Source organism: Enterobacter sp. BIDMC93, from assembly GCF_001037805.1.
Classification (GTDB): Bacteria; Pseudomonadota; Gammaproteobacteria; order Enterobacterales; family Enterobacteriaceae; genus Enterobacter; species Enterobacter hormaechei_C.
Genome location: NZ_KQ089962.1, coordinates 908,318 through 932,760, shown reverse-complemented (window position 1 = coordinate 932,760; position 24,443 = coordinate 908,318). Strand labels below are relative to the sequence as shown.

At 53.5% G+C, this 24,443-nt stretch carries 22 protein-coding genes, 1 tRNA gene and 2 rRNA genes; 17 read left to right on the top strand and 8 right to left on the bottom strand.

Annotation, left to right across the window (positions count from 1 at the left end; translation table 11 throughout):
* Window positions 1-5: 5 nt before the first annotated feature.
* From mreD to csrD, 4 genes are all read right to left on the bottom strand, one after another.
* Window positions 6-494 carry a rod shape-determining protein MreD gene (gene mreD, locus SK58_RS04420; protein WP_003860402.1) on the bottom strand — a complete coding sequence of 163 codons (489 nt, stop codon included), beginning with the start codon at window positions 492-494 and terminating at the stop codon, window positions 6-8.
* The gene (gene mreC / locus SK58_RS04415; RefSeq protein WP_003860400.1) at window positions 494-1,510 is read right to left on the bottom strand and encodes a rod shape-determining protein MreC; all 1,017 of its coding nucleotides are present in this window, start codon (window positions 1,508-1,510) and stop codon (window positions 494-496) included. Before mreC ends, mreD begins: the two co-directional genes overlap by 1 nt.
* A 62-nt stretch (window positions 1,511-1,572) precedes the next feature.
* Window positions 1,573-2,616 (bottom strand): rod shape-determining protein MreB, encoded by a 1,044-nt coding sequence (gene mreB, locus SK58_RS04410; protein WP_000913396.1) that lies wholly within the window; start codon window positions 2,614-2,616, stop codon window positions 1,573-1,575.
* Between the two features lie 282 nt (window positions 2,617-2,898).
* Window positions 2,899-4,839 (bottom strand): RNase E specificity factor CsrD, encoded by a 1,941-nt coding sequence (gene csrD / locus SK58_RS04405; RefSeq protein WP_032669091.1) that lies wholly within the window; start codon window positions 4,837-4,839, stop codon window positions 2,899-2,901.
* Between the two features lie 183 nt (window positions 4,840-5,022).
* Here csrD and SK58_RS04400 point away from each other — a divergent pair, with 183 nt between their 5' ends.
* From SK58_RS04400 to SK58_RS04335, 14 genes are all read left to right on the top strand, one after another.
* Window positions 5,023-5,997 carry an acrylyl-CoA reductase (NADPH) gene (locus SK58_RS04400; protein WP_017382706.1) on the top strand — a complete coding sequence of 325 codons (975 nt, stop codon included), beginning with the start codon at window positions 5,023-5,025 and terminating at the stop codon, window positions 5,995-5,997.
* 77 nt (window positions 5,998-6,074) lie between these two features.
* A complete protein-coding gene (gene msrP, locus SK58_RS04395) occupies window positions 6,075-7,076 on the top strand; it encodes a protein-methionine-sulfoxide reductase catalytic subunit MsrP (protein ID WP_015572016.1) in 1,002 nt (333 codons plus the stop codon).
* Window positions 7,077-7,676 (top strand): protein-methionine-sulfoxide reductase heme-binding subunit MsrQ, encoded by a 600-nt coding sequence (gene msrQ, locus SK58_RS04390; protein WP_047062658.1) that lies wholly within the window; start codon window positions 7,077-7,079, stop codon window positions 7,674-7,676. It begins immediately after the preceding gene.
* A gap of 234 nt (window positions 7,677-7,910) precedes the next feature.
* Window positions 7,911-8,363, top strand: a complete 453-nt coding sequence (gene aroQ / locus SK58_RS04385) for a type II 3-dehydroquinate dehydratase (RefSeq protein WP_047062657.1) — start codon at window positions 7,911-7,913, stop codon at window positions 8,361-8,363.
* A gap of 21 nt (window positions 8,364-8,384) precedes the next feature.
* Window positions 8,385-8,849 (top strand): acetyl-CoA carboxylase biotin carboxyl carrier protein, encoded by a 465-nt coding sequence (gene accB / locus SK58_RS04380; protein WP_015572018.1) that lies wholly within the window; start codon window positions 8,385-8,387, stop codon window positions 8,847-8,849.
* A 10-nt stretch (window positions 8,850-8,859) separates the two neighbouring features.
* Window positions 8,860-10,209: an acetyl-CoA carboxylase biotin carboxylase subunit gene (gene accC / locus SK58_RS04375; protein WP_003860388.1), complete on the top strand. Its 1,350-nt coding sequence runs from the start codon at window positions 8,860-8,862 to the stop codon at window positions 10,207-10,209.
* A gap of 108 nt (window positions 10,210-10,317) precedes the next feature.
* On the top strand, window positions 10,318-10,560 hold the full coding sequence (locus tag SK58_RS04370; protein WP_003860385.1) for a YhdT family protein: 243 nt from the start codon (window positions 10,318-10,320) through the stop codon (window positions 10,558-10,560).
* Window positions 10,550-12,001, top strand: a complete 1,452-nt coding sequence (panF, locus tag SK58_RS04365; RefSeq protein WP_017693892.1) for a sodium/pantothenate symporter — start codon at window positions 10,550-10,552, stop codon at window positions 11,999-12,001. The genes SK58_RS04370 and panF overlap by 11 nt, the downstream gene beginning before the upstream one ends.
* A gap of 11 nt (window positions 12,002-12,012) precedes the next feature.
* Window positions 12,013-12,894 (top strand): 50S ribosomal protein L11 methyltransferase, encoded by an 882-nt coding sequence (gene prmA / locus SK58_RS04360; protein ID WP_015572021.1) that lies wholly within the window; start codon window positions 12,013-12,015, stop codon window positions 12,892-12,894.
* Window positions 12,895-13,031: 137 nt separating this feature from the next.
* Complete coding sequence (locus SK58_RS04355; RefSeq protein ID WP_017382702.1) at window positions 13,032-13,772, top strand: carbonic anhydrase; 741 nt, start codon at window positions 13,032-13,034, stop codon at window positions 13,770-13,772.
* A gap of 330 nt (window positions 13,773-14,102) precedes the next feature.
* Window positions 14,103-15,068 carry a tRNA dihydrouridine synthase DusB gene (dusB, locus tag SK58_RS04350; protein ID WP_023295513.1) on the top strand — a complete coding sequence of 322 codons (966 nt, stop codon included), beginning with the start codon at window positions 14,103-14,105 and terminating at the stop codon, window positions 15,066-15,068.
* A gap of 23 nt (window positions 15,069-15,091) precedes the next feature.
* Complete coding sequence (gene fis / locus SK58_RS04345; protein WP_000462905.1) at window positions 15,092-15,388, top strand: DNA-binding transcriptional regulator Fis; 297 nt, start codon at window positions 15,092-15,094, stop codon at window positions 15,386-15,388.
* Window positions 15,389-15,566: 178 nt separating this feature from the next.
* Complete coding sequence (locus SK58_RS04340; protein WP_003860373.1) at window positions 15,567-15,731, top strand: DUF2556 family protein; 165 nt, start codon at window positions 15,567-15,569, stop codon at window positions 15,729-15,731.
* A gap of 139 nt (window positions 15,732-15,870) precedes the next feature.
* Window positions 15,871-17,955: a putative bifunctional diguanylate cyclase/phosphodiesterase gene (locus SK58_RS04335; RefSeq protein WP_048219426.1), complete on the top strand. Its 2,085-nt coding sequence runs from the start codon at window positions 15,871-15,873 to the stop codon at window positions 17,953-17,955.
* Here the strand turns inward: SK58_RS04335 and envR are convergent.
* Entirely contained in the window at window positions 17,950-18,597 is a 648-nt protein-coding gene (envR, locus tag SK58_RS04330) for an acrEF/envCD operon transcriptional regulator (protein WP_023295515.1), read from the bottom strand. The genes SK58_RS04335 and envR overlap by 6 nt on opposite strands.
* Before the next feature lie 396 nt (window positions 18,598-18,993).
* Between envR and SK58_RS04325 the strand changes: the two genes are divergently transcribed.
* The 3 genes from SK58_RS04325 to SK58_RS04315 all read left to right on the top strand — a co-directional run bounded on the left by SK58_RS04325 (window position 18,994) and on the right by SK58_RS04315 (window position 23,728).
* Window positions 18,994-20,133 carry an efflux RND transporter periplasmic adaptor subunit gene (locus tag SK58_RS04325; protein ID WP_015572026.1) on the top strand — a complete coding sequence of 380 codons (1,140 nt, stop codon included), beginning with the start codon at window positions 18,994-18,996 and terminating at the stop codon, window positions 20,131-20,133.
* An 11-nt stretch (window positions 20,134-20,144) separates the two neighbouring features.
* Window positions 20,145-23,258 carry an efflux RND transporter permease subunit gene (locus tag SK58_RS04320; protein WP_017693888.1) on the top strand — a complete coding sequence of 1,038 codons (3,114 nt, stop codon included), beginning with the start codon at window positions 20,145-20,147 and terminating at the stop codon, window positions 23,256-23,258.
* 248 nt (window positions 23,259-23,506) lie between these two features.
* A complete protein-coding gene (locus tag SK58_RS04315) occupies window positions 23,507-23,728 on the top strand; it encodes a lipoprotein (protein WP_003860364.1) in 222 nt (73 codons plus the stop codon).
* 335 nt (window positions 23,729-24,063) lie between these two features.
* On the opposite strand, the gene rrf (SK58_RS04310) is transcribed toward SK58_RS04315, so the two are convergent.
* The 3 genes from rrf (SK58_RS04310) to rrf (SK58_RS04300) form a co-directional block, all read right to left on the bottom strand.
* Window positions 24,064-24,179: ribosomal RNA gene (gene rrf, locus SK58_RS04310) — 5S ribosomal RNA — on the bottom strand.
* A 43-nt stretch (window positions 24,180-24,222) separates the two neighbouring features.
* A tRNA-Thr gene (locus SK58_RS04305) sits at window positions 24,223-24,298 on the bottom strand.
* Window positions 24,299-24,312: 14 nt separating this feature from the next.
* A 5S ribosomal RNA gene (rrf, locus tag SK58_RS04300) occupies window positions 24,313-24,428 on the bottom strand.
* Window positions 24,429-24,443: the final 15 nt, after the last annotated feature.

Sequence of the window (24,443 nt, the reverse complement as noted above, 5' to 3'; positions counted from 1 at the left end):
ACCTTTTATTGCACGGCAAACTGCTGGCGAATTTTACGCATCAGCAGGAACAGCCACGGCCAGAGCACACCGTTTACTACACTACTCCAGAACACTTCCGGTCGGAAAGAGACGTTGATCACTAAAAACTCTGCCCAGAAAACAACGATATCCGCAGCGAGCGACAACAACATCACTACCAGCGCCTGTTGCCAGAGCGCAAGGTTACGAAAGAGCTGGAATTTGAGTGCGACGAGATACGCAATAATGCTCATGGATAAGGCGCGGACGCCAAGCGTAGAGCCACTGATAAGATCCAGTATGGCACCCATCACAAAACCTGTGCCGACATTTACGCGGTGCGGCAGGGCAAGGATCCAGTAGAGCAAAATGAGCAATACCCAGTTTGGCCGGAAAACAAGAATGTCGTCCGGCCAGGGCATAATTTGCAGCAACAGTGCAACGAGGAATGAGAGCCAGATTACCCAGCGCCCCTGGCTACGATAACTGGCCACTACTGCCCTCCACCCGAGACTTGCGGCGGTGGGGGCGCATCCGGCAGCGGCTGCGTTAACCCCGTCGCCGGAGCCGGTACGGGTGCAGGTGGTCCCATCGCATCCGGCGCAGGCAGCACCTGCGGCATCATCTGCATCAGGCGTTCGTTGGCCACGCGATGCACATCTTCCGGTGTCATCGGGTTAGCGCCGTTACGATCGGCGCCCCACAGCAGCAACAGGTAGCGCAAACGCTGCAAGCCGGCCGTTGGACGCGCCTGAATCACGGTGTAGGCACGCTGAGTGTCGAGCTTCACGGAAGAGACAACCGCAACCGGGTAGCCCTCAGGGAAACGACCGCCCAGACCGGACGTCACCAGCACGTCACCCACGCGGATATCCGTGTTGGCAGGCAGGTGTTCCAGTTGCAGATCGTCCGTGCAGCCATTACCGGCGGCAATCACGCGAATATCGTTACGCAGCACCTGAATCGGCAGTGCATGGGTGGCATCGCAAATCAGCAACACGCGGCTGGTCAGTTTGGCAACCGCCACAACCTGGCCCACGACGCCCTTATCGCTGATGACAGGCTGACCTTCGTATACGCCGTTCACGCTGCCTTTATCAATCACCACCTGATCGCTGTACGGATCGTTTACGGTGGAGATCACCTGGGTGACCATTTTCTGTTCATCCTGGCGCAGCGGCGAGCCAAGCAGTTCGCGCAGACGGGCGTTTTCCTGCTTATATTGCCCCAGCATCAGCAGCTCGCTATTTTTCAGCAGCAGTTCCTGGCGTAACGCACGGTTTTCGAGTTCGAGCTGGTCACGCGATGAGAGCGTTTGCGACACGGAGTCGAGCAGTTCACGGGGACCATTTGAAATAAAGTAGAAAGGACTGACGGCGGTATCCATGTACGTTCGGATCTGGCTGAACGTACCGAGGCGGCTATCGGCAATAATGACCCCGAGCGCAACCAGAACCGCCAGGATCAGGCGAAACTGTAGCGACGGGCCACGGCTAAAAATTGGCTTCATAGGCTATGCGTATTCTCGCGTCAGAGAGAAAGGGTAGCGAATTGCTACCCTCTCACACCCGACTACTCTTCGCTAAACAAGTCGCCGCCGTGCATGTCGATCATTTCCAGCGCCTTGCCACCACCACGGGCGACGCAAGTCAGTGGATCTTCTGCAACTACGACAGGAATACCTGTCTCTTCCATTAACAGGCGGTCGAGGTTACGCAGCAGCGCACCACCACCGGTCAGAACCATACCGCGCTCGGAGATATCGGAAGCCAGCTCTGGCGGGCACTGTTCCAGCGCAACCATCACCGCGCTCACTATGCCGGTCAGCGGCTCCTGCAACGCTTCCAGGATTTCGTTGGAGTTCAGGGTGAATCCGCGTGGCACGCCTTCAGCCAGGTTACGACCGCGAACTTCGATCTCGCGTACTTCATCACCCGGATAGGCAGAACCGATTTCATGCTTGATGCGCTCTGCGGTTGCTTCACCGATCAGAGAGCCGTAGTTACGGCGAACGTAATTGATGATGGCTTCGTCGAAACGGTCGCCGCCGATACGCACGGAAGAGGAGTACACCACACCGTTCAGGGAGATAACGGCCACTTCAGTGGTACCGCCACCGATATCCACCACCATAGAACCGGTAGCCTCAGAAACCGGCAGACCCGCACCAATTGCCGCAGCCATCGGTTCTTCAATCAGGAACACTTCACGCGCACCGGCGCCCTGAGCGGATTCACGGATCGCACGGCGTTCAACCTGGGTTGCGCCAACCGGCACACACACCAGCACGCGCGGGCTTGGGCGCATGAAGCTGTTGCTGTGAACCTGCTTGATGAAGTGCTGAAGCATTTTTTCGGTCACGAAGAAGTCAGCAATAACGCCGTCTTTCATAGGGCGGATCGCGGCGATGTTGCCCGGCGTACGGCCCAGCATCTGCTTCGCATCATGACCTACTGCGGCCACGCTTTTTGGCGAGCCGGCACGATCCTGACGAATGGCCACAACGGAAGGCTCATTCAATACGATGCCTTGTCCTTTTACATAAATAAGGGTATTCGCGGTACCCAGGTCAATGGACAGGTCATTGGAAAACATGCCACGAAATTTTTTCAACATACTAAGGGATAATCCTGAAAGCTGGGGCGGAAAACAAAATCCGCTTACTTTACCAACCACACGCAGCAGCGACAAGGCGCAAAAATCGTCTGCTACGGTGAAAATTAGTGCAGCACGTTTCCTTTGTTACAAATTCATCCCCTGAATCCCTCAGGGCTGAGTAAACAGCAGCGTCCCTCACTTTCACTTGTAACCCACTAAAGGTCGTTCACTGGCTTTTATGCTCGTCTTACTCAAAGCTACAGGCGCGATATTCTACGTGAAAACAAAGTAAACGGCAGGTCAAACAGAGTATCTTTGCAAATATTTTTTCACATTGGTGTCAAGCGGCTGAGAGGCGGCAAAAAAATCCCCCTGACCGCCCGTCACGCCGCGCTCTGTCAACATCTGCCATTCACTACGTGAACGTACGCCTGTGGCAAATACTTGCGTTTGCGTTCCTTTGCACGCTTCCACCAGGCTTTGTACCAGCAGCTGGTTTTCCGTGCGTTTTTCAATATTCCTTACCAGACCCGGATGCAGCTTCAATAATTCAACATCCAGCTCTTTGATCCAGCGGGTGCTCACCAGCGTCAAACCCGCCTGGGTTACCGCCACGCGAGCCCCAAGCGCATTGATTAAACGCACTACCGGGCGCAACCGGCTGATGTGTTGACCTACATCTGCCTCTGCAAGTTCAAAAATAATGCGTTTGCGTTGCGATTTTTCGCATTGCATTAACGTGTCACGTAACCAGCGCTGGAAACGCGGACGGATCAGCGATTCGACGGTCACCTGTAAAGCCAGATTTTCTTCAGGCCAGTACGATAAAAACGGAATGAGACGGGTGATTTGCTGACGGTCATACTCTTCGGACAATCCGAATTGCAACACCATGGGCAGATATTCCGCGGAGATAACCTCTTCAGTGCCATCAAAAATACGGCACATCAGCTCACGATGATGAACATGACCATTCTTCATGACCGCCGGTTTTTGATAGATGCGCGGTCCGCCCCGGCTCAGCATCTGTTCAATCAGGGTTCGCCAGCGCACGTTGCCACGCCCTTTCTCCGGCAGCGTATCATCATAGACTGCCCAGCCGTTCGCCCCCTGCAATACGGCGTTACGCGTGGCCGCTTCCGCATGTTCCATCACCTGCTCCGTCGACTGACCGCCGCGCCAGGCACAGATGCCCATATGCACCATATCGTCTCTGTCGAGCATTTTGCTCTGGGGCAGCGCATCGACGGCTTTCAGCAGCTGGCTGGCGATACTCTCGGACTCTTTTAAGGTGCGATGCGGCAGCAAGACGGCAAAATCGCTGCGGTGGTAGCGTGCCAGTAACGCGCCGGGGTAGCGCATAATAAAGGTGGACAGCAGGTTAATCAGCGTAAAGAGGTTCTCTTCCGCCACGCGCTGACCCCAGGTATCACGGAGCAGATCGAAGTCGGGCAGGCGAATCATCATTACCACGCCATGCGTACCCACCTTTTCGGGGTCATCAAGAAGCGTAGCCAGCTGATTATCAAAGAAGAGACGGTTGTTGAGGCCCGTTTTGTTATCCTGCGCGGCGTAAGAGCGAATCAACGTGTCCATACGGCTACGCTGATCGCTGGCAAACTGGATTTCGGAGAGCAACACGTCCAGGGCGCTACTGGTGCGTGATGGCCATTCATAAACCGATCCCCGCACCTGTGGACCCCGTTCGCCATTCAGTATCCGCACGGAGCGTGTTTCCAGCAGCTCCTGGCCGGAAAGTTGACGACGCTGCCAGCGAACGGCGAGGAAAATCAGCAGTACGATAAAGGCAACGGCGATGGTTAAGGGCGCGGTGGTCATAAGCGAGCGTAAATAGTTGCTCATCGGATCCTGGTACATTAGATGAATTGTCATACCCGGATGTTTAAGTGAATTAACCGTGACGTCCCGATACTGATCTACCGTGCCGGCAGGACGATAGCTGCCCTGGCGGGTATGGCTGAAAACGGTCTGCTTCCCCTGTTTAATGTCGATCTGCACGATATCCACAGGCACCATTAACTCATCCAGCTCACGCGAAAGCGCCGGGAAGGAGGTTGCAATCAGGCGAGTGTCGATAACCGATGCAACCGATTCAACCCGGTTAACCAGCTTATCCTGGATGGCATTGTAAAAGCTCAGCGAGCAGCCGATTAGCGTGACAAATATGGTCAGCCCCGTCAGCAAGGTGATAAAAGCTGAGAACTTCGTCGTTAATCGCATCCTTGAGATTACTCCGTGGGTTGAAGGGGGTGCAAGTGAGCACTAACTTGCATTTCAAATGCGGCATACTACCAAACCTGGCGTATCTGGCAATTTATTGCGTTAAATCGGCACTGCGTTTCATTGAGCGAGTATAGTCATCAGAACATATTTTCCCATCATCAAACCTAGTGAGGACCCAGTATGCAGGCTTTGATCTTAGAACAGCAGGACGGCAAAACCGTTGCCTCAGTGCAAGCCATCGAGGAGAGCCGCCTGCCGGAGGGCGACGTGACCGTAGATATCGACTGGTCCAGCCTGAACTATAAGGATGCGCTGGCCATTACGGGAAAAGGTAAAATCATCCGAAATTTCCCGATGGTGCCAGGAATCGACTTTGCAGGCCGCGTACATACCAGTGAAGATCCACGTTTTCACGCCGGACAGCAGGTGCTGCTCACCGGCTGGGGCGTAGGTGAAAACCACTGGGGCGGACTGGCAGCGCAGGCGCGCGTAAAAGGTGACTGGCTGGTCCCGATGCCGAAAGGCCTGGACGGTCGTAAGGCGATGATCATCGGCACGGCAGGTTTCACCGCCATGCTGTGCGTGATGGCGCTGGAAGAGGCCGGGATCCGCCCTGACTCTGGCGAAATTGTCGTCACCGGCGCCAGCGGCGGCGTGGGCAGCACGGCCGTCACGCTGCTGCACAAGCTGGGGTATCAGGTCGCTGCCGTCTCAGGCCGCGAAAGTACGCATGATTATCTACGTCAGTTGGGCGCAAGCCGTATTCTGAGCCGCGACGAATTCGCCGAGACCCGCCCGCTGGAAAAACAGGTCTGGGCTGGCGCAGTAGATACCGTCGGCGACAAAGTGCTGGCGAAGGTGCTGGCGCAAATGAATTACGGCGGCTGCGTGGCGGCCTGTGGTCTGGCGGGCGGTTTTGCCCTGCCGACGACGGTGATGCCATTTATTCTGCGTAACGTGCGTCTTCAGGGTGTCGATTCGGTCATGACCCCAGCCGAGCGGCGAGCTGAGGCCTGGGAACGTCTGGTGCAGGATCTGCCAGCCTCATTCTTTGACCAGAGCGCCACTGAGATTACCCTGAGCCAGGCGCCAGAGTTCGCCAGTAAAATCATGGACAATCAGTTCCACGGTCGTGCGCTGGTTAAAATCGCCTAATCTTCAAATTTTCGTGACATATTCGCGCTAACCCTCCTCCTCCGTCATGCTTAGAAAAACGCCTGACGGAGGATGCCATGAAAACCCGAAAACTGACGGAAGCCGACGTAACGTCTGAATCTGTCTTTATGCTACAGCGCCGCCAGATCCTGAAAATGCTTGGCATCAGCGCCACCGCCCTGACGCTCACCCCTGCGGCCCATGCCGATCTGCTCGACTGGTTTAAGGGCAACGATCGCCCGAAAGCCCCCTCCGGCGCACCGCTTAACTTCACCAAACCGGCGCAGTGGCAGAATAAACTGGCGCTGACGCCGGAAGACAAAGTCACCGGCTATAACAACTTCTATGAGTTTGGTCTCGATAAGGCCGATCCTGCCGCCAACGCCGGGAGCATGAAAACCGATCCCTGGACGCTGAAGATAGATGGCGAGGTGGCAAAACCGCTGACGCTGGATCATCATGACCTCACCACCCGCTTCCCACTTGAAGAACGCATTTACCGTATGCGCTGTGTGGAAGCCTGGTCGATGGTGGTGCCGTGGGTAGGTTTCCCTTTGCATAAACTGCTGGCGCTGGTTGAGCCCACCAGCAACGCGAAGTATGTTTCCTTCCAGACGCGCTACGCCCCGGACGAGATGCCAGGCCAGAAGGATCGGTTTATCGGCGGCGGGCTGGAGTATCCCTACGTTGAAGGTTTACGTCTCGACGAAGCCATGCATCCGCTTACGCTGCTCACCGTCGGGGTTTATGGCAAAGCGCTGCCGCCGCAAAACGGGGCGCCCATTCGCCTGACCGTACCGTGGAAATACGGTTTCAAGGGCATCAAATCGATCGTCAGCATTAAGCTCACCCGTGAACGCCCCCCCACCACCTGGAACCTGGCAGCGCCTGACGAGTATGGTTTTTTTGCCAACGTTAACCCGCACGTTGACCATCCGCGCTGGTCGCAGGCGACGGAACGTTTTATCGGCTCCGGCGGCGCGCTGGATGTTAAACGCCAGCCAACGCTGCTGTTTAACGGCTATGCGGATGAGGTGGCATCCCTCTACCGTGGGCTGAATTTACGGGAGAACTTCTAAGTGCGTTTAACGGCAAAGCAGATAACCTGGCTGAAGGTACTCCTGCATTTAGCAGGATTGCTCCCCTTTATCTGGCTCTTCTGGGCAGCCAGCCAGGGACAGTTCAGTGCCGATCCGGCGAAAGATATTCAGCATTTTACGGGTCGGATGGCTCTGAAATTTTTGCTGGCGACCTTGCTCGTCTCACCGCTGGCGCGCTACGCTAAACAGCCATTATTGATACGCACCCGTCGACTTTTAGGGCTATGGTGTTTTGCCTGGGCGACGCTGCATCTCACCAGCTACGCCCTGCTGGAATTGGGCATTAACAACCTGGCACTCCTTGGCTGCGAACTGGTGACGCGTCCCTATCTGACGCTGGGTATCGTAAGCTGGCTGGTTTTACTGGCGCTGACGCTGACATCCACGCAGTATGCGCAGCGAAAACTGGGTCGACGCTGGCAACTGCTGCACAACTTCGTCTATCTTGTCGCGATCCTCGCCCCTATTCATTACCTGTGGTCGGTGAAGATTTTATCCCCTCAGCCGGTCATCTACGCCCTGCTGGCCCTGGCCCTTTTAGCGTGGCGTTACAAGAAGTTCCGCCAGTGGTTGCGATAGTTCACGAAACTGTGCGTTTTCCCGCAGATTATTTATCAACCGCGAATCTTTTTCGGATAGCGGTTGATAATCTTCCCTGATAAGACCAGTATTTAGCTGCCAAATGCTACGAAATCGTTATAATGTGCGACTTCGGTTTTCCGGACAGGGGTTTTAGGCCTCTGAAAGGGTGACAATTGCGCTTTGAGGGTATATGTTGTTTTTTACCCGAAAATCGCAGGAGATAGCGGCACAATGGCTGACAAATTCCAAATTTTAGTATTGAACGGTCCGAACCTGAACATGCTCGGCACCCGTGAGCCAGAGAAGTACGGCACGCTGACATTGAGCGAAATTGTTAACCGTCTGAGTACGGAAGCAGCCTCGCTGAATGTGGATTTGGACCATTTTCAGTCAAACGCGGAGTACGCAATCATCGACCGTATTCATCAGGCTAAAGACATTGTGGACTATATCCTGATCAATCCGGCCGCGTTTACGCACACCAGTGTTGCTATACGCGACGCACTGCTCGCGGTGAGTATCCCGTTTATCGAGATCCACCTGAGTAACGTGCACGCCCGAGAGCCGTTCCGCCACCATTCCTACCTGTCAGATATCGCCGCTGGCGTGATTTGTGGGCTGGGTGCAGACGGCTATTCATACGCTTTACAGACAGCGGTAAAACGCTTGTCACAATCACACTAAACAAGAGTACGGAACCCACTCATGGATATTCGTAAGATTAAAAAACTGATCGAGCTGGTTGAAGAATCAGGCATCTCCGAACTGGAAATTTCTGAAGGCGAAGAGTCTGTACGCATCAGCCGTGCAGCCCCGGCCGCTAGCTTCCCGGTAATGCAGCAAGCTTACGCTGCGCCAGTGCAGCAGCCTGCGCTCTCCGCAGCCGTTGCACCAGTGGCAGCAGAAGCGGCACCTGCAGCTGCAACAGAAATCAGTGGTCACATCGTACGTTCCCCAATGGTTGGTACTTTCTACCGCACCCCGAGCCCGGACGCGAAGGCGTTCATCGAAGTGGGTCAGAAAGTCAACGTAGGCGATACCCTGTGCATCGTTGAAGCCATGAAAATGATGAACCAGATCGAAGCAGACAAATCAGGTACTGTGAAAGCGATCCTGGTCGAAAGTGGTCAGCCGGTAGAATTTGACGAGCCGCTGGTCGTCATCGAGTAACGAGGCGAACATGCTGGATAAAATTGTTATCGCCAACCGTGGCGAGATTGCACTGCGTATTCTTCGTGCCTGTAAAGAACTGGGCATCAAGACCGTGGCCGTGCACTCAAGCGCGGATCGCGATTTAAAACACGTATTGCTGGCGGATGAGACGGTCTGTATCGGTCCGGCTCCGTCCGTAAAAAGCTATCTGAACATCCCGGCGATCATCAGCGCCGCCGAAATCACTGGCGCGGTCGCGATTCACCCGGGTTATGGTTTCCTCTCTGAGAACGCCAACTTTGCTGAGCAGGTTGAACGCTCTGGCTTTATCTTCATTGGCCCGAAAGCCGACACCATTCGCCTGATGGGTGACAAAGTGTCTGCCATCACCGCGATGAAAAAAGCCGGCGTGCCAACCGTACCGGGCTCTGACGGCCCGCTGACCGACGATATGGATGCTAACCGCGCCCATGCTAAACGCATTGGCTATCCGGTGATCATCAAAGCGTCCGGCGGCGGCGGCGGTCGCGGTATGCGCGTTGTACGCAGCGATGCTGAACTGGCGCAGTCCATCTCCATGACCAAAGCGGAAGCGAAAGCGGCTTTCAGCAATGACATGGTGTACATGGAAAAATACCTGGAAAACCCACGCCACATCGAAATTCAGGTGCTGGCTGACGGTCAGGGTAACGCAATCTATCTGGCAGAACGTGACTGCTCCATGCAGCGTCGTCACCAGAAAGTGGTCGAAGAAGCGCCAGCGCCGGGCATTACGCCGGAGCTGCGTCGCTACATCGGCGAGCGTTGCGCTAAAGCGTGTGTCGATATCGGCTATCGCGGGGCGGGTACCTTTGAGTTCCTGTTCGAAAACGGCGAGTTCTACTTCATCGAGATGAACACCCGTATTCAGGTTGAACACCCGGTTACCGAAATGATCACCGGCGTTGACCTGATCAAAGAACAGCTGCGTATCGCAGCCGGTCAGCCGCTGTCCATCAAACAGGAAGAAGTTGTGGTTAAAGGCCATGCGGTAGAGTGCCGTATCAACGCCGAAGACCCGAACACCTTCCTGCCAAGCCCGGGTAAAATCACGCGTTTCCACGCGCCGGGTGGCTTTGGTGTGCGCTGGGAGTCCCATATCTACGCCGGTTACACCGTACCGCCGTACTATGACTCAATGATTGGTAAGCTGATCTGCTACGGCGAAAACCGTGACGTGGCCATTGCCCGCATGAAGAACGCCCTTCAGGAGCTGATCATCGACGGGATCAAAACCAACGTTGATCTCCAGATGCGCATTATGAGCGACGAGCACTTCCAGAATGGTGGGACTAACATCCACTACCTGGAGAAAAAACTCGGTCTGAACGAGAAGTAAGAGACCAGTGTTGCTAAAAGGCCGGATTATCCGGCCTTTTTTATTTCTGGGGATCGCTTAGCCCCTTCATGTACAATCCCCGCTTTCTTCATCCACAAGGGACAAAAAATGGACAAACGTTTTGTTCAGGCCCATAAAGAAGCGCGCTGGGCGCTGTGGCTGACCCTTCTCTATCTCGCCGCGTGGTTAGTAACTGCTTACTTACCTGATTCGGCGATTGGCATTACCGGCCTCCCGCACTGGTTTGAAATGGCCTGCCTGCTGCTGCCGCTGGTGTTTATCCTGCTGTGCTGGGCGATGGTGAAATTCATCTATCGCGATATTTCACTGGAGGACGATGATGCAGCTTGAAGTCATTCTGCCCCTTATCGCTTACCTGTTCCTGGTGTTTGGCCTGTCGGTTTATGCGATGCGTAAACGTTCGACCGGCACCTTTCTGAACGAGTATTTCCTCGGGAGCCGCTCAATGGGTGGCGTCGTGCTGGCCATGACGCTGACCGCCACGTACATCAGCGCCAGCTCGTTTATCGGTGGCCCCGGCGCCGCTTATAAGTACGGGCTGGGCTGGGTACTGCTGGCCATGATCCAGCTGCCTGCCATCTGGCTCTCTCTGGGCATACTGGGTAAAAAGTTTGCCATTCTGGCCCGTCGCTACAATGCCGTAACGCTGAACGATATGCTGTTTGCCCGCTATCAGAGTCGCTTGCTGGTATGGCTGGCAAGCCTGAGTCTGCTGGTGGCGTTTATTGGCGCAATGACGGTGCAGTTTATCGGCGGGGCGCGACTGCTGGAGACGGCAGCCGGGATCCCCTATGAGACGGGCCTGGTCATTTTCGGTGTGAGTATCGCGCTGTATACCGCATTTGGCGGGTTCCGCGCCAGCGTACTCAACGACACGATGCAGGGGATGGTGATGCTCATTGGCACCCTCGTTCTGCTGGTGGGTATCGTGCATGCCGCAGGGGGCCTGAGCCATGCGGTTGAAACCCTGGAAGCGATCGATCCGAAACTGGTCTCACCGCAGGGGGCGGATGACATCCTCTCTCCAGCCTTTATGACCTCGTTCTGGGTACTGGTGTGCTTTGGCGTGATTGGCCTGCCGCATACCGCCGTGCGCTGCATCTCATATAAAGACAGCAAAGCGGTGCACCGCGGGATCATTATCGGGACAATTGTGGTGGCGATCCTGATGTTCGGTATGCACCTGGCAGGTGCGCTGGGACGCGCGGTGATCCCTGACCTTACCGTACCGGATCTGGTCATTCCAACCCTGATGGTGAAAGTGCTTCCGCCGTTTGCCGCCGGGATTTTCCTCGCCGCCCCCATGGCGGCCATTATGTCGACTATCAACGCTCAGTTGCTGCAAAGTTCCGCTACGATCATTAAAGATCTCTATCTGAATTTGCGCCCTGAACAGGTCGAAAATGAGCGACGCCTCAAGCGCATGTCGGCGGTGATTACCCTGGTGCTGGGGGCGTTGCTGCTGCTGGCCGCGTGGCGTCCACCGGAGATGATCATCTGGTTGAACCTGCTCGCCTTTGGTGGGCTGGAGGCCGTTTTCCTGTGGCCGCTGGTGCTGGGGCTCTACTGGGAACGCGCGAATGCCGCGGGTGCATTAAGCGGCATGATTGTCGGGGGCGTCCTGTATGCCGTTCTCGCCACGTTTAAAATTCAGTATCTGGGCTTCCATCCGATCGTGCCTTCGTTACTGGTAAGTTTACTGGCGTTTGTGGTGGGAAACCGTTTTGGTCGACCGGTGCCACAAACTGTCCTGATTTCTACTGACAAATAAAGAGTTTTGCCATGCCGTGGATCCAATTAAAACTGAACACAACCGGCGCGAACGCCGAAGAACTGAGTGATGCGCTGATGGAGGCCGGTTCGGTCTCTATCACCTTCCAGGACACGCATGACACGCCGGTCTTTGAGCCGCTGCCGGGCGAAACGCGCCTGTGGGGTGATACGGACGTTATCGGCCTGTTCGATGCAGAAACCGACATGAAAGAAGTCGTGGCGATTCTGGAAAACCATCCGCTGCTGGGCGTGGGTTTCGCGCATAAAATTGAACAGTTGGAAGACAAAGACTGGGAACGCGAGTGGATGGACAACTTCCATCCGATGCAGTTTGGTCAGCGTCTGTGGATCTGCCCAAGCTGGCGTGAAGTTCCCGATAAAAACGCCGTCAACGTGATGCTGGATCCGGGTCTGGCGTTCGGCACCGGCACCCACCCGACAACCTCCCTGTGCCTGCAATGGCTGGATGGCCTGGATCTGGAAGGCAAAACCGTGATCGACTTCGGTTGCGGATCCGGGATCCTTGCTATCGCGGCGCTGAAACTGGGCGCCGCCAAAGCCATCGGGATCGACATCGATCCGCAGGCGATTCAGGCCAGCCGTGATAACGCCGAGCGTAATGGCGTTTCCGATCGCCTTGAACTGTATCTGCCCGATGCACAGCCAGAGGCGATGAAAGCCGATGTTGTGGTCGCGAATATCCTGGCTGGCCCGTTACGCGAGCTGGCGCCGTTAATCAGCGTGCTGCCGGTTGAAGGCGGTCTGCTGGGCCTGTCCGGTATCCTTGCCAGCCAGGCAGACAGCGTCTGTGAAGCCTACGCCGATCTCTTCGCGCTCGACCCGGTGGTCGAGAAAGAAGAGTGGTGTCGCATCACCGGCCGTAAAAAATAAGCGTTTGGCGTGGTCGTCTGACCACGCCTTTTCCCTTCGGTTTTTTCTCCCGCCTTCTTCCTTTCTTCGATAAAATAACCGCACAAATCATAATGTTAATCATTGATTTGGATAATAAAATTCACAGGAAGAATATGATGAAACACATTTCAGGCAAGGCAGCGCTGCTGGCGCTGAGCATGATTTCGGCTACGGCTTACGCATCACACTGGAGTTATCAGGGAGAAGGCGCACCGGAACACTGGGGCGAACTGGACGAGGCGTACAAGACGTGTAAAAGCGGAATGTATCAGTCGCCGGTCAACATAGATAACACGGTCAAAGCCCACATCTCTCCGCTGGAAACGCACTATATCGACGGCCCGGTCATTCTGACAAACAACGGCCATACTATCCAGGCAAGTGAAAATGCCGATACACGCGACAGCATCACGCTTGATAAACAGCGCTGGACGTTACAGCAGTTCCATTTCCATGCGCCATCCGAAAACACGGTGCACGGTAAAAAATACGCAATGGAAATGCATCTGGTCCATAAAAACGCTGACGGCGAACTGACGGTCGTTGCCGTTATGTTCGATCAGGGCGCGGCAAACACTGAACTGGATAAACTCTGGGGCGTGATGCCCGGACAGGTTGACCAGAACGTCACGATTAAGCCAACCCTCGATATGAATAAATTACTGCCCACGGATAAAACCTACTGGCGTTTTAGCGGCTCTCTGACCACGCCACCATGTTCAGAAGGGGTGACATGGCTGGTGCTCAAGCACCCGCTGACCGTCTCTGCTGAACAGCTGCAAAAATTCACTCACACCATGCACCATGAAAACAGCCGCCCGGTTCAACCGCTTCATGGCCGTCTGGTTGTTGAATAAGTCGATTTTTTTACGCTGATATCCTGTGCTGAAATGCGACGCAGATCGCAAAGAAGCGCCATAATCTGCTGCTTATAGCAGCAGATTATCCCGGACAATTGATTCATTTATTCAGAAATGATGAGAAGTTACGGGAAATTGTAAGCGCCCACAAAATGTTCATTTATTCATAACACAATGATTTAAATAGCGAATAATCTTATTCAAAAAGAATGACTGGCGATTCCTTGATCTACAACAGAGGATTGTTCAAAGTTTGGCCTTTCATCTCGTGCAAAAAATGCGTAATATACGCCGCCTTGCAGTCACAGTATGGTCATTTCTTAACTCATGCGCATCGGACACCACCAGCTCAGAAATCGCCTGATCGCAGCCCCAATGGCAGGTATTACCGACCGGCCGTTCAGGACGCTGTGTTACGAGATGGGAGCAGGCCTGACCGTTTCCGAGATGATGTCGTCTAACCCGCAGGTTTGGGAAAGCGATAAGTCCCGCCTACGGATGGTGCACATTGATGAACCAGGTATCCGCACCGTGCAAATTGCCGGAAGCGTGCCTGAAGAGATGGCAGATGCCGCGCGTATTAACGTGGAAAGTGGCGCCCAGATTATTGATATCAATATGGGTTGCCCGGCCAAAAAGGTGAATCGCAAGCTTGCAGGTTCAGCCCTTCTGCAATACCCCGACCAGGTGAAGTCAATCCTGACGGCGGTTGTCAGCGCAGTGGACGTTCCTGTTACGTTGAAGATTCGCACGGGTTGGTCGCCGGAACACCGTAACTGCGTAGAGATTGCCCAACTGGCCGAAGACTGTGGCATTCAGGCCCTGACCATTCATGGACGCACTCGCGCCTGTTTGTTCAACGGCGAAGCTGAATACGACAGCATTCGGGCAGTTAAGCAGAAAGTTTCCATTCCGGTTATCGCGAATGGCGACATTACTGACCCGCTTAAAGCCAGAGCTGTGCTCGACTATACGGGAGCTGATGCTCTGATGATAGGACGTGCCGCTCAGGGAAGACCCTGGATCTTTCGGGAAATCCAGCATTATCTGGACACTGGGGAGCTGCTTGCCCCACTGCCTCTGGCAGAGGTTAAGCGCTTGCTTTGTTCGCATGTTCGGGAACTGCATGACCACTACGGCCAGGCAAAAGGGTACCGAATTGCGCGTAAACACGTCTCCTGGTATCTCCAGGAGCACGCTCCAAATGACCAGTTTCGGCGCACATTCAACGCCATAGAGGATGCCAGCGTACAGCTGGAGGCGTTGGAGGCATACTTCGAAAATCTTGCGTAATGAAATAAAGAGCTGACAGAACTATGTTCGAACAACGCGTAAATTCTGACGTACTGACCGTATCTACCGTTAACTCCCAGGATCAGGTGACTCAAAAGCCCCTGCGTGACTCGGTTAAACAGGCACTGAAGAACTATTTTGCTCAACTGAACGGTCAGGATGTTAATGACCTGTATGAGCTGGTACTGGCTGAAGTTGAACAGCCACTGTTGGACATGGTGATGCAATACACCCGTGGTAATCAAACCCGCGCTGCCCTGATGATGGGCATCAACCGTGGTACCCTGCGTAAGAAACTGAAAAAATACGGCATGAACTAATTTCGATTAGCTAACTGCTTGTTTAAAAAGGCGCTCTTCGGCATGGGGAAGCGCCTTTTTTATCGTCCGGACGGGCAACCGTCAATGCTTTGTAAACCTTCTCTTTCCCCACTTTTCAACGCCCGCTTTTCGTGTATATTTCCAGCAACTTACAGGCTCTCTTTTCACGGAATGACACATGATTCGTAAATACTGGTGGCTGGTCGTTTTTGCTGTCTCTGTTTTCATTTTTGATGCGCTGCTGATGCAGTGGATTGAACTGATGAGCACCGAAACCGATAAATGTCGCAATATGAATTCCGTGAACCCGCTTAAACTGGTCAACTGCTCAGAGCTGGACTAACCGCTTCCATCCTGTCCCCCCCTGTTATCACCCAATAAAAACAGGGATTTAAATCACTTTTCGTCATTTCCTGACGATGATAATGTCTGTGCCCTTTCCAACCGCTCTTGCTTAACGTCTCACAACGAGTGAACAGACCATGCTGGTTAGCCAATACAACCAAATCCTCGTAGTCATCTCCTTTGTTGTTGCCATTCTTGCCGCCTATACCGCGCTGAATATGGCTGCGCGCGTTGCCGGAAGCCAGGGCATCGCTGCACGCGTCTGGCTGGCAGGTGGCGGTGTTTCGATGGGGATTGGCGTGTGGGCGATGCATTTCATCGGTATGCTGGCGATGGATCTTTCCATGAGCATGAGTTACAACGCGGTCCTGACCGTGCTTTCGATGGTTATCGCCATCAGCTCGTCAATGTTTGCCCTGTGGCTCGTTAGCGGCGAGCAGCTACGTTTGCGCCGGCTGCTGCCTGGCGCCGTCGTGATGGGAGCGGGCATTGTTGCCATGCACTACACTGGTATGGCTGCCCTGGAGGTCACACCGGGTATTGTCTGGGATAAAAAGTGGGTGGCTATCTCCGTGGTCATTGCCCTTGCCGCTTCACTGGCCGCTCTTTGGCTGACGTTCCGTTTACGTCAGGAAGCAGCACGAATGGCGTTGATGCGGCTGGGGGCGGCGATCACCATGGGCATCGCTATCGCTGGCATGCATTACGCCGGCATGGAAGCAGCACAATTTCCAATGTCGACGATGGTCCACCATCATGGCATTAACGGGAGCTGGCTGGCGATACTGGTTAGCGTGGTCGCGCTCGCTATTCTGGGGATTACGCTGCTGGTGTCGATGTTCGATGCCCGCCTTCAGGCTCGTACCTCGCTGCTGGCCTCATCACTGGCAGAAGCTAACCGTGAACTCGCACAGCTGGCGTTGCATGATACGCTGACGCGATTACCCAATCGTATTCTGCTTGAGGATCGCCTCGATCAGGCCATCAGCAAGGCCGATCGCGAAGGAAGCCCTTTCGCGCTGATGTTTATGGATCTCGACGGCTTTAAAACCGTCAACGATGCCTATGGTCATGATGTCGGTGACAAGCTTCTGGTTGCGGTGACTCAGCGTTTGCTGTTGCAGCTGAAAGGTCAGTATACGCTGGCGCGTATCGGTGGGGATGAATTCGTCCTGCTGGCCGAAACCGCCACTCCGGATGATGCTGCCTCACTGGCAAATTCACTGGTGCGCGTCATTGATAGCCCGTTCCATCTCGATCCTTACGAACTGATGGTCACCCTGAGCATTGGCATTGCGCTCTATCCACACGATGGCAAAACCGATCGTGAACTGATGTTTAACGCTGATGCTGCGATGTACCACACAAAACATATGGGTCGTAACGGCTATCACTTCTTCCAGCCGTCAATGAATACGCTGGCGCAGACGCATCTACAGCTGATGAATGATCTGTGGCAGGCCATCGACCGTAATGAGTTACGCCTGCTTTATCAACCTAAATTTCACGCCCCTGCCGGGCCAGTCCTCGGATTCGAAGCGCTGTTACGCTGGCAGCATCCCAAACAGGGGTTACTCCCACCCGATCTTTTTCTACCGCTGGCAGAGAAAACGGGGCTGATTATTCCGATTGGAAACTGGGTAATCGACGAGGCCTGCCGCCAGCTGCATGAATGGCATCTTCAGGGCCACACGGACTGGTCAATGGCGGTGAATCTTTCTACATTGCAGTTCGAACAGCCGTCGCTGGTTAAAACAGTTCTCGATTGTCTGACGCGCCATAGCGTACCACCCGGCATGTTGATCCTGGAGGTGACCGAAACCACGGCAATGAACAATCCGGACGAAAGCGTTCGTGTCCTGACAGCGCTGACGGATGCGGGAGTAAAAGCCTCGATAGACGATTTTGGCACCGGTTACTCAAGCCTTCTGTATCTTAAGCGACTCCCCGCCTGCGAGTTGAAAATCGATCGTGCTTTTGTGAAAGAGTTAAGTGGTGAGAGCGAAGATGCGACGATTGTCTCGGCGATTGTCGCCCTGGCAAAAACGCTGAATCTGAAGGTCGTGGCGGAAGGGGTCGAAACCGCAGCGCAGCAAACCTTTCTGACAGAACTGGGATGCAATACGCTACAGGGTTACCTGCTGGGCAAACCGATTACCGCGCAAGCTATTATGGAACAGTGCCAGCACGGGGAGATGTCGCCACCCCGGACGCGGTCATGAGGCTGTATCGTAAACCACTGGTGCCACTCGGGTGATATTTAGTGTCGCCAGAATATTATCCACCAGCGCCGGTGCTTGTTTGTACAGATTAAAATTGTTGCTATCCATTAACCAGTTTTTAATGACACCGCTAAAAAAGGCGTGGAAAACAATCAGCGCCAGTTCAATATTGGTTTGCGAAGAGATAACGTTACGAGCAATGCATCGCTTTAGCGTCTTGCGAAGATAATCATCGTTTAAACCGATCCGCTTGCGTATTTCACATTCTGAAATCACATCGTCATGAAATTCACACTTATGATACAAAATTTGTAAAAGCGCATATTGCCGCGGCTCGCTCGCAATATATTGTAGTGCGACAATAAATTGTTCACGAAGCATTAACAAAGGGTCGTCATTTTCGGAAAGTATTAACCTGTCACGAATCATCTCACGCATCGGCAATTGCTGATCCCATATTGCATTAAATATTTCCGCTTTACTCGAGAAATGCCAGTAAACCGCCCCGCGAGTGAGTTGAGCAGCATCGGCGATGTCGGTAAGCGTGGTGCTGGACACGCCACGCGTCGCGAATAGCCCGATAGCGGCTTCAATCAGCTGCTGGCGGGTCTTTTGAGCCTCTTCTTTTTTTTTGCGCACCATAACCTGCTACTCATTACTCATAAAATTGATACGTTATCAAAGGATATTGCCGTGGTCGTGTAGTCAAAGTATTAACCAAAACCCGTGTTAATTTTGCACAAAAAAAGTCAATTCATTTAATTTATAATTCACGTGAATAAATCGAATACATAAAATTCATAAAATATATGAATAGCATTCACCGAAAACATTTCGTTGATTATCCTGACAGAAAAAGAATACCGAATGCACTGTGTCAGATTCCGATTTTTACTTTTAAAAGCTCCATCAGCACTTATAAATTAAAAAACATTAAACACCCTCATTATTATACGCGGCTACATTTCTATTTTTTGCCTCACACCCTTTCACCGATTCATGGCAAATATCGGCTCAAGGGTAGTTTAAGGAACAGTAATGACGAATCACTTCAGATGCTTACCCTTATCCGGTTTCATTGTCTGTGCCGCGCTGCTCACCGGGTGCGATGGGCAAGAAAACCCACAGCAGCATGCGCAAGCTCCTCAGGTCAGTGTTCATATTGTTAAAAGCGCGCCACTGGCCGTAACGACAGAATTGCCCGGCAGAACTGACGCGTATCGTGTTGCGGAGGTTCGTCCTCAGGTAAGTGGTATCATTCTGCACCGTAATTTTACCGAAGGCAGCGACGTTAAAGCGGGTGAATCCCTTTATCAAATCGATCCGGCCACCTATCAGGCAGCCTACGACAATGCGAAAGGTGAACTGGTAAAAGCACAGGCGGCGGCGAATATCGCCCATCTGACGGTGAAACGTTACGTTCCGCTGGTTGGTACGCAATATGTGAGCAAGCAGGAGTACGATCAGGCGGTGGCAACTGCCCAGCAGGCGGATGCGAGCGTGGTTGCCGCGAAGGCTGGCGTTGAAAGCGCGCGGATCAACCTGGCCTATACGAAAGTCACATCCCCAATCAACGGGCGTATAGGTAAATCCAGCGTCACCGAAGGGGCGTTAGTCACTAATGGCCAGGCAACTGCACTGGCGACGGTTCAGCAACTCGATCCCATTTATGTCGATGTGACGCAATCCAGCAGCGATTTTATGCGCCTGAAGCAGCAGACGAGCCTGCAAAAGGGAGACACCAGCAGCGTCGAGTTGCTGATGGAAAATGGCCAGCCTTATCCGCTGAAAGGAACGCTCCAGTTCTCTGATGTCACGGTAGATGAAAGTACCGGCTCAATCACCCTTCGCGCCCTCTTCCCTAACCCACAGCATATGCTGTTACCGGGTATGTTTGTCCGTGCGCGCATCGATGAAGGTACGCAACCTGATGCCATACTGGTTCCCCAGCAGGGAGTAACCCGTACACCACGCGGAGATGCCACCGTGCTTGTGGTAAATGAGAAAAACCAGGTGGAATCACGCACTGTCGTTGCACCGCAGGCGATTGGCGATCGCTGGCTGATCACGGAAGGCCTCAAAAACGGCGACCGCGTCATTATCAGCGGCCTGCAAAAAGTTCGCCCTGGCGTCACCGTCGTGGCTATTCCTGATACCGCAGCGACTCCAGCCAGTTAAGGAATAACGACATGGCTAATTTCTTTATTCAACGGCCTGTTTTCGCCTGGGTACTCGCCATCATTCTGATGATTGCGGGCGGGCTGGCCATTTTAAAACTACCGGTCGCGCAATATCCGACCATTGCGCCGCCGGCGGTTGCGGTGACAGCAACCTACCCGGGCGCTGATGCCCAGACGGTACAGGACACCGTCACTCAGGTTATCGAACAGAACATGAACGGTATCGATAATTTGATGTACATGTCGTCCACCAGTGATTCTGCTGGTAACGTCACCATCACCCTGACGTTCGAGTCGGGTACGGATCCTGATATTGCGCAGGTGCAGGTTCAGAACAAACTTCAGCTCGCCATGCCGCTGCTGCCACAAGAAGTGCAGCAGCAGGGGATCGGCGTGGAGAAATCCAGCAGCAGCTTCCTGCTGGTTGCAGGCTTTGTGTCGGACAATAAAAACCTCACGCAGGATGATATCTCCGACTATGTCGCTTCTAACGTAAAAGATGCGATCAGCCGTACTTCCGGCGTCGGTGACGTGCAGTTGTTCGGTGCCCAGTATGCAATGCGCATCTGGCTGGACAGCAACGCGATGAACAAATATCAGCTCACGCCGCTGGATATCATTAACCAGCTAAAAACGCAGAACGACCAGATTGCTGCGGGCCAGTTGGGCGGAACACCGTCCGTACCTGGGCAGCAACTGAACGCCTCAATTATTGCTCAAACGCGTCTGAAATCGCCGGAGGAGTTTGGTCGTGTGACGCTGAAGGTGAACCAGGACGGTTCAATGGTCCACCTGAAAGATGTGGCCCGCATTGAGCTGGGTGGCGAAAACTACAATATGGTCACCAAAATCAATGGCCAGGCAGCAACGGGGCTGGGGATCAAGCTGGCGACTGGCGCAAACGCGCTGGATACCGCTGCCGCCATCAAGAGTAAACTGGCGCAGTTGCAGCCCTTCTTCCCTCAAGGCCTGAAAGTCGTGTATCCGTACGACACTACACCTTTCGTGAAGATCTCAATCCATGAAGTGGTGAAGACACTGTTTGAAGCGATTGTTCTCGTGTTCCTGGTGATGTACTTGTTCCTGCAAAACCTGCGGGCAACGCTTATTCCGACGATCGCCGTGCCCGTGGTGTTACTGGGCACCTTTGCGGTACTGGCTGCGTTCGGGTTCTCCATTAACACCCTGACGATGTTCGGGATGGTATTGGCGATAGGTCTGCTCGTCGATGACGCCATCGTGGTGGTCGAGAACGTAGAACGCGTCATGGTTGAGGACAAGCTGCCGCCAAAAGAGGCGACGCAGAAGTCGATGGAGCAAATCCAGGGCGCTCTGGTGGGCATTGCCATGGTGCTTTCGGCGGTATTTATTCCGATGGCATTCTTTGGTGGTTCAACCGGGGCTATCTATCGTCAGTTCTCGCTGACCATTGTCTCCGCGATGGCCTTGTCGGTACTGGTGGCGTTGATATTAACGCCTGCTCTTTGTGCCACGCTGCTCAAACCGGTTTCCAGCGAACATCATGAAAAGAAAGGTGGTTTCTTCGGCTGGTTTAACGCGCTCTTTGATAAAAGTGTGGAGCATTACAGCAACAGCGTGAGCGGCATTTTACGTAAAACCGGCCGCTATCTGCTGGTTTACGTCATCATCGTCGGCGGCATGGCAGTTCTGTTCCTGCGCCTGCCTTCCTCCTTCCTGCCGGAAGAGGATCAGGGGGTGTTTATGACGATGGTTCAGTTGCCGGCAGGGGCGACGCAGATGCGTACCCAGCAGGTACTGGATCAGGTTCAGGATTATTACCTGACGAAAGAGAAAGCGAACGTTGAATCGGTCTTTACCGTAAACGGTTTTAGCTTTAGCGGACAGGGGCAGAACTCCGGTATCGCTTTCGTCAGCCTGAAGCCATGGGAAGAACGCCCGGGCAAGGAAAACGGCGTTGAGGCGATTGTCAGCCGCGCGACGAAAGCGTTCAGCCAGATCAAAGACGGTCTTGTATTTCCGTTTAACCTGCCTGCCATTATTGAACTGGGTACCGCAACAGGCTTTGACTTTGAACTGATTGACCAGGCAAACCTGGGGCATACGCAGTTAACCCAGGCGCGTAACCAGCTGCTGGGCATGGTGAGAGAACATCCTGACTTACTGGTCCGCGTGCGTCCTAACGGACTGGAAGATACGCCACAGTTCAAGCTGGACGTCGATCAGGAGAAGGCACAGGCGCTGGGTGTGAGCGTGTCTGACGTCAATCAGACGATTTCAACAGCCCTGGGTGGCACCTATGTGAACGACTTTATCGATCACGGACGGGTGAAAAAAGTTTATGTGCAGGCTGATGCTCGCTTCCGTATGCTACCTGGAGACATTAACGGACTGTATGTGCGTAGCGCTAACGGCGAAATGGTGCCTTTCTCTGCCTTTAGCAGCTCTCACTGGGTGTACGGTTCACCGCGTCTGGAACGTTACAATGGGATGCCGTCAATGGAGATCCTCGGTGAGTCTGCCCCTGGCAAAAGTACCGGTGAGGCAATGGCGTTGATGGAAAGCCTTGCGTCAAAACTGCCTTCCGGCATCGGCTACGACTGGACGGGGATGTCTTATCAGGAACGACTTTCCGGGAATCAGGCTCCGGCGCTGTACGCCATCTCACTGATTGTGGTGTTCCTGTGTCTGGCGGCCCTCTATGAAAGTTGGTCAATTCCCTTCTCGGTCATGCTGGTTGTGCCGCTGGGGGTGATCGGCGCGCTTCTGGCTGCATCAATGCGAGGGCTGAACAATGACGTTTACTTCCAGGTTGGTCTGCTTACGACAATTGGTTTATCAGCCAAGAACGCCATACTGATCGTTGAGTTCGCCAAGGATCTCATGGATAAAGAAGGCAAAGGGATTATCGAAGCCACGCTTGAAGCCTCGCGTATGCGTCTGCGTCCTATCCTGATGACTTCCCTGGCATTCATCCTTGGTGTTATGCCTCTGGTCATCAGCAGCGGTGCAGGTAGTGGGGCACAAAATGCGGTCGGGACGGGCGTGATGGGCGGGATGCTGTCAGCCACCCTGTTGGCCATTTTCTTTGTTCCTGTTTTCTTTGTGGTTGTCCGGAGACGGTTTACAAAGCACAAGGATTAATGAAAATCATAAAGGCACCTCTGGTGCCTTTTTTATTTCCTGAAAACAATGTAAAAACACATCCCCTCTTCACATTTCCTCCATTAATAATCAGTGCCCGCGCTTTTTTCTTCATAATTTTTACAATCCACACAAATTGAGATTATTCCCCGTGCTGCATGGTATTAGTGCGGTGGTAAAATAATCATCAGTTCGTTAATTGCTGTATCGGCTCTTTAGCGAATAAGCGATCATATTGAGGTAACATCATGAAAAGATTCCTTTCCGTTGCACTTCTCGCTGCGCTGCTTGCTGGTTGCGCGCACGACTCTCCATGTGTACCGGTATACGACGATCAGGGGCGACTGGTTCACACCAATACCTGTATGAAGGGCACTACCCAGGATAACTGGGAAACAGCAGGTGCGATTGCTGGTGGCGCCGCGGCAATCGCTGGCCTGACACTCGGTATTGTCGCCCTGACTAAATAAGGCTTCTAAAAGCGCGGCCATCGCCGCGCTTTTATTTTTCCCTGATATAAGGAACGTATATTCCTCATCACGAATAGCATCAGATATTAATTAAATTCAATACGCTACCTTACTCCCCGCTATACCCCATACCTGTACATAACATTTAATTGATTTAACGCTGCTGCGAGCCAGCATAATGCATTCCACAACTTCAGTTTCAGTAGGGTAAAACGCTTTAATACGTCCGTAAGGTATTAATGGCGACAGCAGGAATATCGAATGAGGGAATTGGTTTGGCTGGAGCGATAACGCAAAAAGGCCATCCTTTCGGATGGCCTTTCTACTTGTTTGATGTCTGGCAGTTCCCTACTCTCACATGGGGAGACCCCACACTACCATCGGCGCTACGGCGTTTCACTTCTGAGTTCGGCATGGGGTCAGGTGGGACCACCGCGCTAAAGCCGCCAGACAAATTCTTTTACTTCTTGCCGAACTTTAACCTAAGTATAAAGTGGTGCTGATACCCAGAGTCGAACTGGGGACCTCACCCTTACCAAGGGTGCGCTCTACCAACTGAGCCATATCAGCACGCTAAATTTGATGCCTGGCAGTTCCCTACTCTCACATGGGGAGACCCCACACTACCATCGGCGCTACGGCGTTTCACTTCTGAGTTCGGCATGGGGTCAGGTGGGACCACCGCGCTAAAGCCGCCAGACAAATTCTTTTACTT